Here is a 17,108-nt window from a genome sequence, read left to right on the forward strand (position 1 = left end):
AATCAAAATTCCCTACAAAAATCAATGGGTCCTGAGCCTAAAAAAAACCCGCCATTTCAGCAAATAAAAATCTTCAATACCTGCGGTAGGTATGATTTCAGAAAATCTTGGCTTTAGAAATCAGGTAACGAAATCAGGATTTCCGTGCCTGCTCCAGAAATGCATCCATCTGGTCCGCACTCAATGCACCCGGGGCAACCGCCGCGGCCCCGAAAATGAATGTAGGCGTTCCATCAAGGCCGATGGCACGCCCCTGATCCAGATTTGTGGTGATCAGGGCCACAGTTGCTGCAGAACTCATGTCTGTCTTGAGCCGATCAACATCGAGACCATTCGCCTTGGCCAGTTCCATGATCCGATCCATGGTCGGCTTTGTCGTATCTTCCATGAGCGCCTGCCGCATCACGCCGTATTTTCCCTGCGTACTCGCCGCGAAAATTGCACGCGTATCCAGAACACTTCCGCTTCCCAGCACAGGAATAACTTTCTCGACAAATCGCACGTCCGGGTGACGGGCCAGAAAGCGGTCTACCTCCGGGATCATCGATCGGCAGTAAGAGCAGCGTGGATCATAGAATTCGACAACCGTAATCCTGCCCTTCGGATTTCCACGCACCGCATAATCCGGCGCCGTCTGCAGATCATGCAAATGGGCGCGTATGGCCTCGAGTGCCGAATCCTGTTTCTGCCGTTCTGCCTTTTCCCGGAGAGAACTGATCGCATCCGTCAGAATGGATGGATCTTCTTTCAGGGCCTGCCGAAGGATCTGAACCACCTCGGCACGCTGGGCGGGCGTGAAGGCCTCCGACGGGCTTGCTGGCGCGGCTCCCGCCACATTCCCGGCAAGGGAAAACATGGAAAAAGCGGCAAAAGCCGTTGCGAGCAGACGATGTTTCACGGGAAGCTCCAGATTGGCAGAAGACCGGGCACCGTAACGGGAGCCGGGCATTAAAGAAAGACTGTCACAAAGAGAAGCGGCCAAGACCTCTCCCACAAGAGCGCGATTGCCGTTATGACTTGAAAAAACTGAATGTGAGTCCTGCTTCCTCCTTGGGACAGCTCACTTGCCGGACCCAAGACCAGATAGTGGAGAAACGCCAGGTGGCGCACCGTCGAAACCAGATTTCCATCCACGGCATTCTTAAAGCACGCCGTGCCTCGATCCTTCTGGCTTCGGTAGCCTCGGGACTTCTCCTGTCTGCGTGTTCCAGCATTCCAGGTATCAACTCTCTGGTCGGGCCTGCTTCAGCCCCTGCCCTGACCGGCAGCATCGGCACAGTCGTCGCTGACGAACCTCAGGCAGCACTGGTCGGGCATGACGTTCTTGCCCGCAATGGCAATGCCGCCGATGCAGCGGTTGCAACAGCCATCGCTCTGGGTGTCACACTCCCATCCCGCGCATCATTTGGCGGGGGGGGCGCCTGCATCGTTTCCCGTCCCAATGCCGCCGCAGAAAGCATCAGCTTTCTGCCCCTTCCCGGCACCAGTGCGGGTGGCGACCGGCCCGCATCCACGCCAGCCATGCTACGTGGCCTCTACCTGATCCAGCATCAGTATGGGTCTGTGGAATTCAATGATCTGATTGCTCCGGCGATGAACCTTGCCAGCAATGGCATCACCGTCAGCCGCGCACTCGCATCAGACCTGTCCGTCGTGCGCACGGCACTTCTGGCCGACGAGAATGCCCGCGCTATCTTCGGGCGTGGTGAAACAGGAACGGTTACGGCAGGTGATAGCCTGATCCAGCAGCGCCTCGCAGGCTTTCTGGAGCGTGTCCGGTCCGCAGGTATAGGCGATCTCTACAATGGCGCCCTTGCGGACGTTTATGTCACGGCTGCCCAGAAAGCCGGTGGTCGCCTCAACGATGACGATCTGCGCAAGACGCTTCCTGTTCAGACCGTTGCCCTGACGACGCAGGCCAATGGTCTTACGGCAGCCTTCCTGGCACCTCCCGCTGATGGAGGTCTCGGGGCCGCTATTCACTACACAACGGGTGCCTCGGCACAGGGAGCAGTTGCTTCCTGGCGCGCTTCCGGCGCAACGGATATTGCTGCAGCACAGGCCGCGCTGGATAGCGGCAAGAGCGGTGGTGGCTCCCTCCCTGCTCTGCCAGCCTCCACATCTTTCGTTGTGACCGACCGCAACGGCATGGCCGTCGCGTGCAGCCTGAGCGAAAACAACCTTTTCGGAACAGGCCGTATCGCTGGCAATACCGGGATCGTTCTGGGAGCCTCTCCAGCTTCAACGCCTCGCCCTCTTCTGGCCGCTGCCATCCTGCGTGATCGTCGTGGTCTACGCGCAGCAATTGCAGCTTCAGGCCAGAACGATGCCGCTGACGCGGTCGGTGATGCAGCACGCGCAGTCGCTCAGGGTACAGAGATTGCTCATTCCGGTGCAGGCCGGGTCAATGCCGTCACCTGCACAAGCGGGAGCGCATGCCACGGAAACACTGACCCGCGTGGCGCGGGACTTTCTGCCGGCACCACGAACTGACATTACCCGGTAAAACTTCGCACCAGGCTCCCCGCCACGAGTGACCAGCCGTCCACGATCACGAAAAAGATCAGCTTGAACGGCAGGGACACGGTGCTGGGGGGGAGCATCATCATGCCAAGACTCATCAGAACACTCGATACGACGAGATCGATGACCAGAAATGGCAAATACAGTAGAAACCCCATTTCAAAACCGCGCCGCAGTTCCCCGATCATGAAGGCCGGAACCAGCACACGCCAAGGCGTATCCACAATTTTCTCCGGCGGCTTTTCATGAGCAATATTCAGAAAAGTTGAAATATCGGCCGGCCGTGCTGTCGCAGCCATAAAATCATGAAACGGCTGCGCAGCTTTGCTTAGCCCTTCCATTTCTCCGACCTGACCCGCCATCATCGGGGCCACACCGGCATCCCAGGACTTCTGAAGTGTCGGCTGCATGACGAAGAGAGTCAGAAAAAGGGCTAACCCAATCAGAACCGTATTGGGAGGCGTACCCTGCGCACCAAGCGCACTCCGCAGCAGCGACAAAACAATCACGATCCGCGTAAAGGCCGTAACCATGACCAGAAGACTGGGGGCAAGGGACAACACAGTAATGAGCGCACTGAGTTGCACCAGACGGCTGGTAGTGCCAGCTCCGCCAGACTGCCCCAGGTCAATACTCACTGCCTGCGCATGAGCCAGATGAGGAAAAAGACAAGGAAGTGTCAGAACAACAAGAACAACCCAGCGTTTCACGAGGCCTCCTCCAGAGCAGCGGCAAAAGCCCCTCCTTCATTCTGCCATTCCAGCAGAACGTCCTGATTGCCCCCCGTCAAAACCAGAACTTCACGACTGCCATACCGCACGACCGAAAGACGCCGTGTTCGATCCAGAGCCATCTGCCCCACCAGAGACAGAGCAGCACTCCCCCCTTTCTGACCACCACGCTGGGGCGAGACAAGCTTCAACAGAGGCTTGAGGCAAACAAGCAGCACGATTACGAACATCAGCGCCGAACAGGCAGTCAGACCGTCATGCAGGGTCATGGCATCATGTTTCCTTTACTTTAAAGGGAATGATACCGACCAAAGATTAATAGACGCCTAATAACGGGTCGTTTTTTCTTTAATACCCGTCGCGGCGGCGCCCCAAACCCCAGAATCGGAACCACCATCAACCATTTATTAATATGTTTCCGGCATGATCCTCTCTGTCGAGCCGCTACCCGGCACCGCAGGGAGGAAAACTGCACCAATGCGCAACACGGACACCACATCAGCCAGTGGAACGAACCTGTTTGCTCTGGGTCAGGACCGTCTGAACTGGCTCCAGGCACGTCAGCAGGTTCTGGCAGGCAACATCGCAAATGCAGATACGCCCGACTACAAACCCCGGGATGTCTCCCCCTTTGAGGCGGCTTTAGGCCAGTTCGACATTACACCGGTTGCGACACAGCCCGGTCATATTGGGGTCAGCGCCTCTGGTACATCCGTACGGGAAGTGGACTCCGAAAGCTCGCTGGACGGAAACCAGATTTCCCTGGATCAGCAGATGGAACAGGTGGCTGACGTCAACGATCAGCAGCATCTCGCAGTCAATATCTATGGAAAATACATGAACATGTTCCAGACGGTTCTTGGCAAATAAGGCGCCCTGACACATGAACCTCTCGAATACGATTGGCATCTCTGCAAGCGGCATGGATGCGCAGGCCCAGCGCCTTCGCATCGTGGCTGAAAACCTGGCCAATCAGGACACGACCGGCTCAACACCCGGTGCAGATCCCTATCGTCGCAAGACAATCACCTTTGCCGAGCACGTTGACGATGACACCGGCGCATCAACTGTGGATGTTCATGACATCGGTCAGGACATGTCAGATTTCCAGACGAAATATGACCCCTCACATCCCGCCGCAGATGCGCAGGGTTACGTGAAAATTTCCAACGTGGATTCCATGGTGGAGATGATGGACATGCGCGAAGCGGAACGCTCCTACGAAGCCAATCTCAATACGATGCAGAGCTCGCGCACCATGCTGTCGCGCACTCTCGATCTTCTGAAGTAATCCATGATCACATCCCTTTCCCAGGCCCATAGTGCCTACGCTCAGAGCCTGCAGAACAGCCTTCAAACAGGCGTGACGGACGATGTTCCTGACGGAACATCCGGCAACGACTTTGGCTCTGTCATGTCGCAGGCAGTCAATAGTGTCATCGCAACAGGCCATGATGCGGAAGCCCAGTCGGCCGCTGGCCTGAACGGTGGCGGAGACATGACCCAGATCGTCACAGCCGTGTCCAATGCACAACTGGCACTCCAGACCTCAACCGTCATCCGGGACCGGATGGTGCAGGCATATCAGGACGTCATGAAAATGACGATCTAAGCCATGCAGGCGATCGATCTGGGTGCCATTCTCGAGCAAACGTTCATTGTCGCTCTCAAGCTGAGTGCACCCGCCCTGCTGACAGCTCTCGTAGTAGGGTTGCTGGTCTCTCTTGTGCAGGCGGTGACGCAGCTCAATGAAAGCACGCTGTCTTTCGTCCCAAAGGTCATCGCTATTGGTGCCGTAATGATGATGGCGGGATCTTTCATGACAGCAACGCTCCTTACATTCACGCGCCACCTGTTTGATCAGCTCATTCTGGTCGGCACCACGTGACGGCATCGTTCCTGCCTACAGATCTTGCTGGCCCTGCGCTTACGGAGTGGGCCCTAGCTTTCCTGCTCGTGCTCTCCCGCACAGGAGCGACCGTTATGGTCATGCCGGGGCTTGGTGAGCAGTCTTTACCGATGGTGGGCCGGGCTGGAATTGCTTTGACGCTGACATTTCTGGTCCTGCCTCTCGTTGCCCCCCTGCTCAATATGGGCAGGCTGGATGCTTTGGGCCCTCTGGGACTGGGAGGGATGATTGCCGTTGAATTCTTTGCGGGTGTCCTGATCGGCTGGCTGGCGCGGCTCATCACTATGGCGCTTCCCATCGCGGGCCAGATGATCGCCATGTTTATCGGGATTTCCAGCGTTCTCCAGCCGGACCCCGATCTGGGCTCTGGCAGTTCAGCTCCAGCAAGGTTCATGAACCTTCTTGCCCCCCTGATGCTGCTCATCACGGGGGCCTATGTTTTCCCGATCAGAGCCGTGATTGGCAGTTATGGCCTTATTCCACCGGGTGGCGCTCTGCTTGGGCAGACGGCCAGTGCTCATTGGCCTATTCTGGGAGACGCTGCACATAGCGTCATTCAGATGACCGGCAAGGCATTTACACTTGGGCTGGAACTCAGCGCGCCCTTTCTGATCCTCTCCCTTGTCTGGGAAATGATGCTCGGCATCATGACGCGCCTGCTCCCTACGCTGCAAATCTACAACGCAGCCAATCCTCTACAGATGCTGGGAGGGATTGCCCTTCTGGGGCTGACCCTTCAGGCCCTGCTTGCGGTCTGGCAGGGACAGGCTTTTGACGTACTTCGCGCACTGCCGGGCCTGTAACCCGTGGCAGATGCAGAAGACAGAACAGAAGCCCCTTCCCAACAAAGGCTTCAGAAAGCCCGGGACGACGGCCAGATTGTTCTGTCCCGTGAAGCGATGAGCTTTACCGTCCTCTTGAGCGGCATACTCGGCGTCTTTACGCTGCTTCCATTCCTTATCCCGGATTTTGTCCATAGCATGCAGGGGCTGATGGCCAATGCAGGAACGGTCTCAATGGTACAGGGCGGCCTTCTGGCAGCTACGGAACATTGCATCATTGCCGGACTGAAACTGGTCATTCCCGTCGCAGGTCTTGTCACCGCACTAACCTTGACGGCCGGATTTCTGCAAACAGGGTTTCTAGTTCACCCGGCTTCCCTATTGCCTAAAATGTCCCGCGTTTCGCCCATGGGTGGCCTGACAAGAATTCTTGGCGGCGGAACCCTGCCAGACACTTTCAAAGCCCTTGCCAAGCTGGTCATTTTTACAACGGTACTCTGGCACCTCGCTAAGGGTGTCATCCCCGATGCCCGTAGTATGACTGGCCTCACAACAAGTGCCATCCTGACAAAGATTGCTCATCTGGGCCTCAGCGGAGCCATCAGCATGGCGCTGGCTCAACTCGTTATTGCTGGTGGCGACATCTTCTGGATGCGGTTCCGTCATACGGCCAAGCTGAAAATGAGCCGCGAGGAGCTCAAGGAAGAATATCGCAACACTGAAGGGGATCCACACGTCAAAGGGCGGCTCAAAGCCCTGCGAGCCCGACGCGCCAAACAACGCATGATGGAGGCCGTGAAAACCGCGACCGTCGTCGTGACGAACCCGACGCACTACTCCGTGGCACTTGTCTACGAAAAAGGGGCTTCCAGTGCTCCGAAGATTGTCGCCAAAGGTATGGATGACATGGCGGCCCGCATCCGGGAGGCCGCGCAGGATCATCGGGTTCCAATCGTCGCAAACCCTCCTCTGGCCCGCGCACTGTTCCCTCTCCCTTTGGACAGTGAAATTCCAGCTGAGCATTTCAAGGTTGTCGCAGCAATCATTGCATATGTCTGGAAGCTCAAAAGACCCGGAAGCCGGAGCGCGCCCATACAATAAAAAAAGAATCTTATTTCTGGCGTTTCCCTCTTGGCGAAAATGCACTGGATCATAATATGCAGACCAGAACATTTGCGAACACAACGCCCTCACAGAATGAAATCTGCCCTATGCGGCAGGTGTGGTGCGGTCTATCGTGTTCCAACCTGCCAGCCATGAGCGATTACGAGGATTGAATGGACAAGACCAAGGCGCTTGAGGGCGCACTCAGCCAGATCGAGCGCGCATTCGGCAAAGGGTCCATCATGCGAATGGGCCAGCGTCCCAAGGAACAGGCCGACGTCATTTCAACCGGTTCTCTGGGGCTTGATATCGCCCTGGGTATCGGTGGCATGCCGCGCGGCCGTATTGTCGAAATCTATGGCCCGGAAAGTTCGGGCAAGACGACATTAGCCCTGCATGTTCTGGCGGAAGCTCAGAAGAAAGGCGGAACCGTTGCGTTCATTGACGCCGAACACGCTCTGGACCCCGGCTACGCCCGCAAGCTTGGCGTCAACATCGATGAGCTTCTGCTAAGCCAGCCCGATGCCGGTGAACAGGCGCTGGAGATCTGCGATACGCTGGTTCGTTCCGGCGCTGTTGATGTGCTTGTCGTGGATTCCGTAGCGGCTCTGGTGCCCCGCGCAGAACTGGAAGGGGATATGGGCGACAGCCATGTCGGTCTGCATGCGCGTCTCATGAGTCAGGCACTGCGCAAACTGACAGGCACCGTGTCCCGCTCGAACACACTGGTCATCTTCCTGAACCAGATCCGCATGAAGATTGGCGTGATGTTCGGAAACCCGGAAACAACGACGGGCGGCAATGCACTAAAATTCTACTCTTCGATCCGCCTGGATATTCGCCGCATCGGATCCATCAAGGACAAGGATGAAGTCGTCGGCAACCAGACGCGCGTGAAAGTCGTCAAGAACAAGATGGCGCCTCCGTTCCGTCAGGTTGAGTTCGACATCATGTATGGTGAAGGTATCAGCAAGATGGGCGAACTGCTCGATCTTGGTGTAAAAGCCAACATCGTCGAGAAATCGGGCGCCTGGTTCTCCTTTGACAGCCAGCGTATTGGACAGGGCCGCGAGAACGCCAAGCTGTTCCTGCGCGAGCATCCAGAAATGTCCAGCGAGATCGAACGCCGCATTCGCTCTGATGCCGGTGTCGTAGCGGACGCTTTGATGGTTGGACCTGAAGGTGATGAAGCTTCGAGCGACGACTGAGCTTGAGCATTAATGAGGCTCCTTACCGGAGCCTCATCGGTTCTCGGTCAGTTTCCGTCAGCGGCCTGTAAGGATTTCTCCTTCAGGCTTTGCCCTGCGAGAACACTGATAACGAAACACATAGATCAGATCAAAGATCAGTTCTTCATTCGTCACCTTGACCTTTTGAGCATCCGGCTGACACATCAGTGAAAACTGGGGCCTGGCCATATAAGCGGGTTCCGATTGCCTTGAATGCAGCTTTTCCTCTGCCTTATCCGCCCACCAAGGTTCCAGAGTAAATCAAGACACAAAAAAAGAGGACAGGCGAACCTGTCTTCTTCTCTTCCCGAAAGCTCGGAATGTTAAAATCGGTCTTCAGGCAACTGACTTAACCGGGCAAAATTTGTTTTTCAGGCAGCCCCAGAACTTGGCGCCTTTGATGATCGCACGCGCAATCGCTGGCGTTGTGGTAGGACGCAACAAACGCGGATCATACCCTGCGAAGCGACGATCATTTTCATCAAGGCAGAGCTGCATCAGCTCAGGAACCTTGATGTCGATATTCGTCATGTCCTTGGCGCCGGTCACCGTGAAGTTGTTGTCCTGCGTATGCTCTTCACCATTGTCATCAATGGAACGGGCCAAGCCCATGCGCTCGTAAGCCAGGAACATCCAGACGCCAATGACACGCAGTTCAAACCACGGGCGCTTCCAGAACGGCATCGTCGCACGGTGCCAGGCCAGCCAGTTCGCAAAGAGCAGGATGTGACGGCACTCTTCCTGCATGACAGGTTCGAACGTTTCGATCAGTTCCATTGGGAACAGACCGGCGCGTTCAGCCAGGGCGAACAAACCGAATGCGAAAAAGCTGTCCACGCATTCGGAGAAACCTGTAACCAGATAGGCCCATTCCGTGTCTTTCGGCTCCACATACGGAGGCTCAGGCGCCATCGGAATCTTGTAAGCCTCAACCAGCTTACTCAGAACTTCCTTGTGCCGGTTCTCTTCCCAGGCATTGCGGGACAGGGCGTCCTTCATGTCCGGGTCGTCAATCATCGCGGCATAGGCAGCCATTCGCAGACGGGCCTTGCCCTCGGTCTGCACGGCAATGTCCCAGATTGGCAGGGACGTGATGCGGTGCAGCGTCTCGGGGTCAAGTTCTGGCCAGTCGATGACAGATGGCTTGTACGGATTGAACGTATCGCGGAACATCTGCGCGACGGCCTTCTTGTGCTCTTCCGTTCCCGGCTTGAGAGGCCCCTTGATCGGGCTGCTCCAGTGACGCGCTTCGTAATCGACGCGTTCAAGCGTCTTCTCCGACGGTGCGTCGGGAAGGTGGGAATAGATGTCAGCCAGGCTTTTCATGATATTTTCGCGGCGTGCCCTGCGGCACGCCGTGCCCCTTGGAGCTTGTCGTTTTACTTAAGATCGGTCGCGGAGTGGATGATACGGTGCACAAGCCCGTACTCGATCGCTTCCTTCGCGGACATCCAGTAGTTGCGGTCCGTATCCTTGGCGACCTTCTCGTAGGTCTGTCCGGTTTCCTTGGCGAAGATCCTGTTCAGACGCTCGCGCATCTTGATGATCTCGCGGGCCTCGATGTCGATATCCGTTGCCGGACCACGCACACCACCCATCGGCTGATGCAGGAGGAAGCGCGTATTCGGCAGGCAGACGCGACGCTCCGGGCGGCCAGCTGCATAGATCAGCGCACCGGCGGAAGCGACCCAGCCGGTGCCGATCATGTTGATCGGGGCGATCGAATCCACGAAGCGGATCATGTCATGGATCGTGTCACCACTTTCCACATGACCGCCGGGAGAATTCACATACACATCGATCGGCTTGTCAGACGACCCGGCGAGCGCCAGCAGACGCCCCGTGACGTCACGCGCGATCTTGTCATTGATCCCACCAAAGATCAGAACCTTGCGCTGGTCGAACAGGCGGCTTTCGAGTTCGCTGATCGGGCTGTTCAGCGTCTTGTTGTCGTCTTCCGGCGCCTCTGGGGCATCGGGCTCGTCGTCCAGACGGGTAAGGGTCATTCTGGTGATGTCCATGTCGTTTCCAGATCCATCGTGCGTCTTCATCCCCCTATCCTGCTCTTCGTTTGCCTTCATGCCAAGTCCGGGAAAGACGAACTCTCGCCATCCCGATCACGAACGGCTAGTCTCCGCCCTGTTCAGAGATTTTGCGAAGGCAGGAACGGCACAGTGGGTTCAGGGAACATGACGCATCCCGGGAAAGCGGTAACGCGCAGAAACGCGGGAAAGATCCCGTTCATGCTGCTGCTGGCCACGCCCCTCTTTACTGCCTGCCAGCATCAGGATCCCGTCGATGTACCCGCCGGGTGGTGGCACAGCTTTGAGGGCGGAGAGATCGCCAAGCTGCGTCCGCCGCCGCCAGGACAGAACCTGCCATACCCGCATGTCGGCCGTACCCCGACCAAAAATCCGGAAATGCCGTCTCCCGAGGCGCGCGTTAACCTGACCATGCAACTTGAAGCGCAGCGCAATCTGGCCCAGCGCGAAAGTGCCGCTCAGGGCACACTTCCCACAATACCGCCCCCGCCGCCGAAAACGGCGCCATCTGCCGTCAATCCGACAGGAACAGAGCCGGAAGAACAGAACAATCTGACCATGACATCGGTTGGCCAGCCAGCAGACGCCACACCCCCTGCCAGTCCGGCTCCAGGCACACCTACGTCCGCCACCAAGTCTGCCCCTGCATCAAAGACACCGCAGCCCACAGCGTCAGAAGCCCAGCTTCCTCCTGTTGTTGCTGCCTCGATCCCGCCCACACCACCGGGAGAATTTCCGCAGATTGGTGCTCTTCCGCCGCCCCCGCCGCAGTTTCCCGGTTTTGATATTCCGCAGGATGCAAACCTGAGGGGCCCTCTGCGTCCGGATATTGATACCTCCACACCTGACGGCACCTTGATTCGCTTCCAGCCTTCAACAGATCACGTTGTGGGTGACCCGTCAGGCGACTACCAGAGGATCATCTCCCAGCGCGGCAAGCAGAAAATTACGATTCTGGGCTTTGGCGCAGCCATGAGCGCAGATGCAGGTCTGTCCACAGCTGATCAGAGCCGTGAGATTGCCCTTGGCCTTTTGCGCGCCCGCACGGTTGCGGATGCACTCATAAAGCGCGGCGTCCCTGCATCGGCGATCATCCTGCGTGCCGAGGCCATCGGTGATGGTGTTCGTGTCCGGAATGGCGGCTGATCAGGCCTGAAAGGAGCATGTCTTAAAGGACTGTTCCTCTCACGGAAAAACCTGTCTATCGTGCCCTCCCCTTTAATCTTCTCACCCTGAGCTGGTCATGACCGAAGAGTTCCACCGCATCCGCCGCCTGCCGCCCTATGTGTTCGCTGAAGTGAACAAGGCCAAGGCAGCCGCGCGAGCGGCCGGTGAGGACATCATTGATCTTGGGATGGGTAATCCGGACAGTGCTCCGCCGGCTCATGTCGTGCAGAAACTGGTGGAAACCGTAGGCAACCCACGGGCGCATGGCTATTCCGTCAGCCGTGGTATCCCCGGTCTGCGCCGCGCCATGGCGAACTACTATGAGCGCCGCTTCAACGTCTCCGTCGATCCGGAAACGGAAGTCATCGCAACACTGGGATCCAAGGAAGGCCTTGCCAATCTGGCAGCCGCCATCACCAGCCCCGGCGATACGATCCTCGTGCCGAACCCGTCCTACCCCATCCACCAGTTCGGGTTCATCATTGCAGGCGCTTCCGTCCGTTCCATTCCGGCCACACCGGATGAGGACATGCTGCGCGCGCTGGATCGCGCCGTGCGCCATTCCGTGCCGAAGCCGACGGCCCTGATCGTCAACTTCCCGTCCAACCCGACGGCATTTGTCGCCAATCTCGATTTCTACAAAGAAATCGTGGCCTTCGCGCGCCGGGAAAACATCTGGATCCTGTCGGACCTCGCCTATAGCGAGATCTACTTCAACGATGCCGAGCCGCCGCCATCCCTGCTGGCCGTACCGGGCGCGAAGGATGTGGCCGTGGAGTTCACCTCCATGTCCAAAACGTATTCCATGGCTGGCTGGCGTATGGGCTTTGCCGTCGGCAATCCGAAACTGATCCAGGCACTGACGCGTATCAAGTCCTATCTGGATTACGGCGCCTTCACGCCAATCCAGGTTGCCTCTGTCGCCGCGCTGAACGGCCCGCAGGACTACGTGTCTGACATCCGCGCCATGTACAAGGATCGCCGGGACGTTCTGCTCCGTGGCCTGAGCGCCGCTGGCTGGGATGTCCCCGCCCCCGCCGGATCCATGTTCGCATGGGCCCCCATTCCGCCTGCTTTCGCAGAAATGGGAAGCGTAGAATTCTCCAAACTTCTTCTGAAGGAAGCAGGCGTGGCCGTCGCGCCAGGTCTGGGCTTTGGCGAATATGGCGAAGGGTTCGTCCGGATTGGACTTGTTGAAAATACTCAGCGGCTGCGTCAGGCGACGCGGGCCATCAAGAGCTTCATGAGCCGGCACGGTGCCGGCGCATCGACCGCTGACCTTCTTGGAGCTGCATCATCGTGAAACCACTGCGGATCGGACTGGCCGGACTAGGGACTGTCGGTGTCGGCGTCATTCGTCTTCTTCAGAAGAATGCCGAAACGATTACGGCCCGGGCCGGCCGGCCGATCGAAGTGGTTGCGGTCACGGCACGCAGCCGGAACAAGGACCGTGGCGTCGATCTGTCCAGCATGCGCTGGCATGACGACGCCGTGTCCGTCGCGCAGGACCCCGATATCGACGTTGCTGTCGAGTTGATCGGTGGTTCTGAAGGTCCGGCACGCGACATGGTGGAAACTGCCCTGACGCGTGGTGTGCCTGTCGTGACGGCCAACAAGGCGCTCGTAGCCCTGCATGGTTCGGAACTGACGCGCCTCTCCGCTGAAAATGCCGCTCCACTTTTCTTTGAAGCTGCTGTCGCTGGTGGCATTCCGGCGATCAAGCTCGTCCGCGAAGGACTGGCTGCGGACCATCTCGACAGCGTTGGTGGCATCCTGAACGGAACCTGCAACTATATCCTCACGGAAATGCGCACGACGGGTCGCGATTTCGGAGATGTGCTGACGGAAGCCCAGGCCAAGGGATACGCCGAGGCCGAGCCTTCCACGGATGTAGATGGCTGGGACACCGCTCACAAGCTGGCCATCCTCACCGGGATTGCGTTTCAGCCCATCGTATTCGACACCCTCCCCGTCCACGGTATCCGAGATGTGACAGCTTCGGACCTGACGTTCGCCAATGAACTGGGATACCGTATCAAACTGCTCGGTATGGCTCGCGCCACCGGGGATAACGGGATCGAAGCATGGGTCCGCCCATGCCTCGTCCCTGCCAAGGCAGCCATTGCCGCCGTGGAAGGGGTCTTCAATGCCGTCACCACACAGGGGCCTTTCAGCGGTCCCATTACAATTTCCGGCCGTGGCGCCGGCGAAGGCCCGACTGCAAGCGCCGTGGTCGCAGACCTGATCGACCTTGCCCGCGGGGCAGATCTCCCGGTCTGGGGTGTCAAAGACACTCCGGCGCCTGTGCCCTGCACAAGTCTCGGGGAATTGAAGAGCGCATTCTATATCCGTCTGGATGTGGAAGATCGTTCCGGTGTCATGGCCGATCTGACATCCGTTCTCCGTGACCATGATGTTTCCGTGCACTTCGTCTCGCAACATGACGCTGCGGCGGGACGTGCACATCTGGCCCTGGTGACCCATCAGGCCCCAGAAAAGGCTATTTCTGCAGCTATAACAGCACTTTCCGCGCTCCCAGTCGTTAATGGAGCTCCTTTAGTGCTCAAGATCGAGGATTCTCTCCAGTGATCGATCCCACAAGTGTTCTTCCCTACCGCGTTACCGACCGCAACCTGGCGCTGGAGCTTGTCCGCGTCACGGAAGCGGCGGCCATCGCCTCTGACCGCTGGACAGGCCGCGGCCTGAAAAACGACGCCGATGGTGCGGCCGTTCAGGCCATGCGCGCTGCCTTTGATACGGTTGCCATTGATGGCATCGTGACCATTGGCGAAGGCGAAATGGACGAAGCACCGATGCTTTACATCGGTGAAAAGGTCGGCTCCGGCGGCCCCGCCATGGACATCGCGGTCGATCCGCTTGAGGGCACGAACCTCTGCGCCAAGAGCCTGCCGAACGCCATTACGGTCGTCGCCCTCGCCGAGCGCGGCAAGTTCCTGCACGCTCCAGACATCTACATGGAAAAGATCGTCGTCGGACCGGACCTGCCGGACGGTGTCGTCAATCTGGATTCTTCCATCGAAGAAAACCTGCGCAGCCTTGCTAAAGCCAAGAAGCGCGACGTGTCAGACCTCGTGCTCTGTACGCTGGACCGCGAACGCCACCAAGAACTGATTGCCCGCGCCCGCCAGGCTGGTGCCCGCGTTCAGCTTCTAAGCGATGGTGACGTTGCTGCAGCAATCGCCACTTGCATCGATGGCGGTGGTGTGGATCTTTACGCTGGTTCCGGCGGTGCTCCTGAGGGTGTTCTGGCAGCCGCAGCAATCCGCTGCATGAATGGTCAGATGCAGGGTCGCCTGCTGTTCGAAGACGATGCACAGCGTGAACGCGCCCGCGAAATGGCTGATGGCAAAGACCCCACGCGTCTTCTTGGGCTGCACGACATGGCCGCCGGTCACGTTTTGTTTAGCGCTACAGGCGTCACCACCGGCTCTCTGCTGAAGGGTGTGGAACGGATCAGTCCAACCCGCGCCAAGACGCATTCAATTGTCATGCGTTCAAAATCAGGCACAGTTCGCTATATTGAAAGCCATCATGACTTCAGCCTGAAGACAAATCGACCATCCTGAATGGAGTAGCATGTTAGAAGACGATACGGGCCTGGTTCTTGGAGTATCCCGCAGCGCAGGCAACCGTCGGTGGATCTGGCGCGATCCACGTCTGGCAGAGGCGGATAACCGCCTCGCCCTAGGTCTGGCCCAGCGCGCGGCCATTCCAGAACTTCTGGCCCGTATCCTGACAGCCCGTGGCGTCACTGCCACGGACGCGGCGTCCTTTCTGGACCCACGCCTCCGCGACCTTATGCCTGACCCATCCTGTTTACAGGATATGGACGCGGCCGCTGCCCGACTGGCGGAGGCTGTTCGCAATCGGGAGCATGTGGGTCTTTTCGGCGATTATGACGTCGATGGGGCCTGCGGCACCGCACTGGTCTGCGATACGCTTCGTGAAATGGGCTGCACGGTCAGCACACATATTCCCGATCGGATGACCGAGGGCTACGGCCCTAACACGCCTGCTCTGGAAAAACTTGTCGCCGAGGGCGCGACACTTTTGGTCTGCATCGACTGTGGAACAGCCGCCATCGACATTCTGAACGGCTTCCATGGGCAGACCGACGTCATTGTTCTGGATCACCACAAGCCAGACGGCTCCATTCTGCCAAAGGGCATCGTGGTCAATCCGAACAGGCTGGATTGCACATCGGCCCTCGGAACGATTTGCGCGACGGCCGTCGCCTTCCTGACGATGGTCGCTACCGCCCGACTGCTCAGGCGCGAAGGTTGGTTCACGGATGGACGTCAACCACCCGACCTTCTCAAGCGCCTTGATCTCGCGGCCCTCGCCACGATCTGCGATGTCATGCCCCTGACGGGTCTGAACCGCGCCCTTGTCATGCAAGGGCTACGTGTAATGGGGCGTGGAGAACGCCTCGGTCTGGCGACTCTCTCTTCCGTGGCAGGCGTAAAGGAAGAAGCCAGCGCCATGGCCTGCGGCTTTGCGCTTGGCCCCCGGATCAATGCCGGTGGCCGGATTGCCAAGGCCAATCTGGGCCTGCGCCTCCTCCTGTCTGACGACGTGGTCGAAGCCCGGGCTCTGGCGGATGAACTTGATAGCGTCAATCGCCAGCGCCAGAGTGTGGAAGCCGACATTCTGGCTCAGGCCATGGAACAGGCCGAACAGCAGATTGAAGACGGCCACGCTGTTATCTTTCTACACGGAGAGACATGGCATCCGGGTGTCGTGGGAATTGTCGCGGGACGTCTGAAGGAACGATTCAACCGCCCTGCCCTTGTAGGGGCTTTTGCGGATGGAATCATCAAGGGATCTGCACGGTCCGTGCCGGGGCTCGACATCGGAGCCGCGATCATTACCGCCCGCCAGTCCGGGCTTCTGGTCACTGGGGGCGGTCATGCCATGGCAGCCGGCTTTTCCCTGACCGCAGACAATGCCACGGTCTTTCACGAATTTCTGGACGCCACATTATCAGAGGCCCGCGCACTCCCTGTACAGGAAGCGCTCCGCATAGACGGGCTTCTGACCTTGCGCGGCGCCTCGCTCGAAGTCGCTTCACAACTGGCACGTCTGGCACCTTTTGGCCCCGGCAATGAAGAGCCGGTTCTGGCGATCAGCAATGTCCGATGCGTCAAAAGTGATCGCATCGGCAAGGATGGCAACACCCTGCGCCTGATGTTCCAAGGCGAAGATGGCGGGACACGCCTGAAGGCGCTGGTCTTCCGCGCGGGCGACAAGCCCTACGTTTCTTTGCTTGAAGATCGCACAATGCCGCTCCTGCACCTGGCCGGACATCTGAGGGTCGAAACCTGGCAGGAACGACAAAATCTAACTTTTTTCATTTCTGACGTTTCAGGTGCTTGACGGCAGAAATGAACCCCCTTATACACCCGCTCACGCCTCCAGTCCCGTTCGTCTAGAGGCCTAGGACACTGCCCTTTCACGGCGGCAACACGGGTTCGAATCCCGTACGGGACACCAATTTTTTTGGTAATGATATCAGTAATTTAGAGCTGTATCGGGCGCCAAAACAAAAAAATTAAGTAGCGATTTTGGACCAATTCTGGACCAATGACGATTCCGTCTCA

18 protein-coding genes and 1 tRNA gene are annotated in these 17,108 nt (G+C 58.1%); 14 read left to right on the forward strand and 5 right to left on the reverse strand.

Going from position 1 to position 17,108, the window contains the following annotated elements:
* Window positions 1-133: 133 nt before the first annotated feature.
* On the reverse strand, window positions 134-949 hold the full coding sequence (locus B7444_RS10235) for a DsbA family protein (protein WP_007284578.1): 816 nt from the start codon (window positions 947-949) through the stop codon (window positions 134-136).
* Window positions 950-1,101: 152 nt separating this feature from the next.
* On the opposite strand from B7444_RS10235, the gene B7444_RS10240 reads away from it, so the two are divergent.
* Complete coding sequence (locus B7444_RS10240; RefSeq protein ID WP_186810590.1) at window positions 1,102-2,493, forward strand: gamma-glutamyltransferase; 1,392 nt, start codon at window positions 1,102-1,104, stop codon at window positions 2,491-2,493.
* Window positions 2,494-2,495: 2 nt separating this feature from the next.
* Here the strand turns inward: B7444_RS10240 and fliP are convergent, their stop codons facing one another.
* Together fliP and B7444_RS10250 are read right to left on the reverse strand one after the other, a co-directional pair.
* Window positions 2,496-3,233, reverse strand: a complete 738-nt coding sequence (gene fliP / locus B7444_RS10245) for a flagellar type III secretion system pore protein FliP (protein WP_007284580.1) — start codon at window positions 3,231-3,233, stop codon at window positions 2,496-2,498.
* Window positions 3,230-3,523: a flagellar biosynthetic protein FliO gene (locus B7444_RS10250; protein WP_007284581.1), complete on the reverse strand. Its 294-nt coding sequence runs from the start codon at window positions 3,521-3,523 to the stop codon at window positions 3,230-3,232. Before B7444_RS10250 ends, fliP begins: the two co-directional genes overlap by 4 nt.
* A gap of 208 nt (window positions 3,524-3,731) precedes the next feature.
* Here B7444_RS10250 and B7444_RS10255 point away from each other — a divergent pair, with 208 nt between their 5' ends.
* The 7 genes from B7444_RS10255 (at window position 3,732) to recA (ending at window position 8,257) form a co-directional block, all read left to right on the forward strand.
* Window positions 3,732-4,124 carry a flagellar basal body rod protein FlgB gene (locus tag B7444_RS10255; protein ID WP_007284582.1) on the forward strand — a complete coding sequence of 131 codons (393 nt, stop codon included), beginning with the start codon at window positions 3,732-3,734 and terminating at the stop codon, window positions 4,122-4,124.
* A gap of 13 nt (window positions 4,125-4,137) precedes the next feature.
* Entirely contained in the window at window positions 4,138-4,545 is a 408-nt protein-coding gene (gene flgC, locus B7444_RS10260) for a flagellar basal body rod protein FlgC (protein ID WP_007284583.1), read from the forward strand.
* 3 nt (window positions 4,546-4,548) lie between these two features.
* Window positions 4,549-4,866 carry a flagellar hook-basal body complex protein FliE gene (locus B7444_RS10265; RefSeq protein WP_007284584.1) on the forward strand — a complete coding sequence of 106 codons (318 nt, stop codon included), beginning with the start codon at window positions 4,549-4,551 and terminating at the stop codon, window positions 4,864-4,866.
* Window positions 4,867-4,869: 3 nt separating this feature from the next.
* Complete coding sequence (locus tag B7444_RS10270; protein ID WP_007284585.1) at window positions 4,870-5,142, forward strand: flagellar biosynthetic protein FliQ; 273 nt, start codon at window positions 4,870-4,872, stop codon at window positions 5,140-5,142.
* Window positions 5,139-5,966, forward strand: a complete 828-nt coding sequence (locus tag B7444_RS10275) for a flagellar biosynthetic protein FliR (protein WP_035729834.1) — start codon at window positions 5,139-5,141, stop codon at window positions 5,964-5,966. The genes B7444_RS10270 and B7444_RS10275 overlap by 4 nt, the downstream gene beginning before the upstream one ends.
* 3 nt (window positions 5,967-5,969) lie before the next feature.
* Complete coding sequence (locus B7444_RS10280; protein WP_007284587.1) at window positions 5,970-7,046, forward strand: EscU/YscU/HrcU family type III secretion system export apparatus switch protein; 1,077 nt, start codon at window positions 5,970-5,972, stop codon at window positions 7,044-7,046.
* Between the two features lie 176 nt (window positions 7,047-7,222).
* Complete coding sequence (gene recA / locus B7444_RS10285; protein ID WP_007284589.1) at window positions 7,223-8,257, forward strand: recombinase RecA; 1,035 nt, start codon at window positions 7,223-7,225, stop codon at window positions 8,255-8,257.
* Window positions 8,258-8,614: 357 nt separating this feature from the next.
* On the opposite strand, the gene B7444_RS10290 is transcribed toward recA, so the two are convergent.
* Window positions 8,615-9,604, reverse strand: a complete 990-nt coding sequence (locus B7444_RS10290) for a ferritin family protein (protein WP_007284591.1) — start codon at window positions 9,602-9,604, stop codon at window positions 8,615-8,617.
* Between the two features lie 53 nt (window positions 9,605-9,657).
* Window positions 9,658-10,299 (reverse strand): ATP-dependent Clp protease proteolytic subunit, encoded by a 642-nt coding sequence (locus tag B7444_RS10295; RefSeq protein ID WP_029495656.1) that lies wholly within the window; start codon window positions 10,297-10,299, stop codon window positions 9,658-9,660.
* A gap of 168 nt (window positions 10,300-10,467) precedes the next feature.
* Here B7444_RS10295 and B7444_RS10305 point away from each other — a divergent pair, with 168 nt between their 5' ends.
* The 6 genes from B7444_RS10305 (at window position 10,468) to B7444_RS10330 (ending at window position 17,001) form a co-directional block, all read left to right on the forward strand.
* Window positions 10,468-11,466 (forward strand): OmpA family protein, encoded by a 999-nt coding sequence (locus B7444_RS10305; RefSeq protein ID WP_035729832.1) that lies wholly within the window; start codon window positions 10,468-10,470, stop codon window positions 11,464-11,466.
* Window positions 11,467-11,563: 97 nt separating this feature from the next.
* Complete coding sequence (locus B7444_RS10310) at window positions 11,564-12,790, forward strand: LL-diaminopimelate aminotransferase (RefSeq protein ID WP_007284494.1); 1,227 nt, start codon at window positions 11,564-11,566, stop codon at window positions 12,788-12,790.
* Complete coding sequence (locus B7444_RS10315) at window positions 12,787-14,076, forward strand: homoserine dehydrogenase (protein WP_007284495.1); 1,290 nt, start codon at window positions 12,787-12,789, stop codon at window positions 14,074-14,076. The genes B7444_RS10310 and B7444_RS10315 overlap by 4 nt, the downstream gene beginning before the upstream one ends.
* On the forward strand, window positions 14,073-15,074 hold the full coding sequence (gene glpX, locus B7444_RS10320) for a class II fructose-bisphosphatase (RefSeq protein WP_007284496.1): 1,002 nt from the start codon (window positions 14,073-14,075) through the stop codon (window positions 15,072-15,074). The genes B7444_RS10315 and glpX overlap by 4 nt, the downstream gene beginning before the upstream one ends.
* Window positions 15,075-15,084: 10 nt before the next feature.
* Window positions 15,085-16,884 (forward strand): single-stranded-DNA-specific exonuclease RecJ, encoded by a 1,800-nt coding sequence (gene recJ / locus B7444_RS10325; protein ID WP_007284497.1) that lies wholly within the window; start codon window positions 15,085-15,087, stop codon window positions 16,882-16,884.
* 41 nt (window positions 16,885-16,925) lie between these two features.
* Window positions 16,926-17,001: transfer RNA gene (locus B7444_RS10330), tRNA-Glu, on the forward strand.
* Window positions 17,002-17,108 lie beyond the last annotated feature (107 nt).

The sequence above is a fragment of the Gluconobacter thailandicus F149-1 = NBRC 100600 genome, assembly GCF_000964465.1.
In the GTDB taxonomy this organism is placed as follows: Bacteria; Pseudomonadota; Alphaproteobacteria; order Acetobacterales; family Acetobacteraceae; genus Gluconobacter; species Gluconobacter thailandicus.

Bases quoted from the DNA above. Each gene is read 5' to 3' on its own strand.
- B7444_RS10235 (WP_007284578.1), bottom strand. From the start codon at position 949: ATGCCCGGCTCCCGTTACGGTGCCCGGTCTTCTGCCAATCTGGAGCTT.
- B7444_RS10250 (WP_007284581.1), bottom strand. From the start codon at position 3,523: ATGACCCTGCATGACGGTCTGACTGCCTGTTCGGCGCTGATGTTCGTA.
- B7444_RS10255 (WP_007284582.1), top strand. From the start codon at position 3,732: ATGCGCAACACGGACACCACATCAGCCAGTGGAACGAACCTGTTTGCT.
- flgC (WP_007284583.1), top strand. From the start codon at position 4,138: ATGAACCTCTCGAATACGATTGGCATCTCTGCAAGCGGCATGGATGCG.
- B7444_RS10265 (WP_007284584.1), top strand. From the start codon at position 4,549: ATGATCACATCCCTTTCCCAGGCCCATAGTGCCTACGCTCAGAGCCTG.
- B7444_RS10270 (WP_007284585.1), top strand. From the start codon at position 4,870: ATGCAGGCGATCGATCTGGGTGCCATTCTCGAGCAAACGTTCATTGTC.
- recA (WP_007284589.1), top strand. From the start codon at position 7,223: ATGGACAAGACCAAGGCGCTTGAGGGCGCACTCAGCCAGATCGAGCGC.
- B7444_RS10290 (WP_007284591.1), bottom strand. From the start codon at position 9,604: ATGAAAAGCCTGGCTGACATCTATTCCCACCTTCCCGACGCACCGTCG.
- B7444_RS10295 (WP_029495656.1), bottom strand. From the start codon at position 10,299: ATGGACATCACCAGAATGACCCTTACCCGTCTGGACGACGAGCCCGAT.
- B7444_RS10305 (WP_035729832.1), top strand. From the start codon at position 10,468: ATGACGCATCCCGGGAAAGCGGTAACGCGCAGAAACGCGGGAAAGATC.
- B7444_RS10310 (WP_007284494.1), top strand. From the start codon at position 11,564: ATGACCGAAGAGTTCCACCGCATCCGCCGCCTGCCGCCCTATGTGTTC.
- recJ (WP_007284497.1), top strand. From the start codon at position 15,085: ATGTTAGAAGACGATACGGGCCTGGTTCTTGGAGTATCCCGCAGCGCA.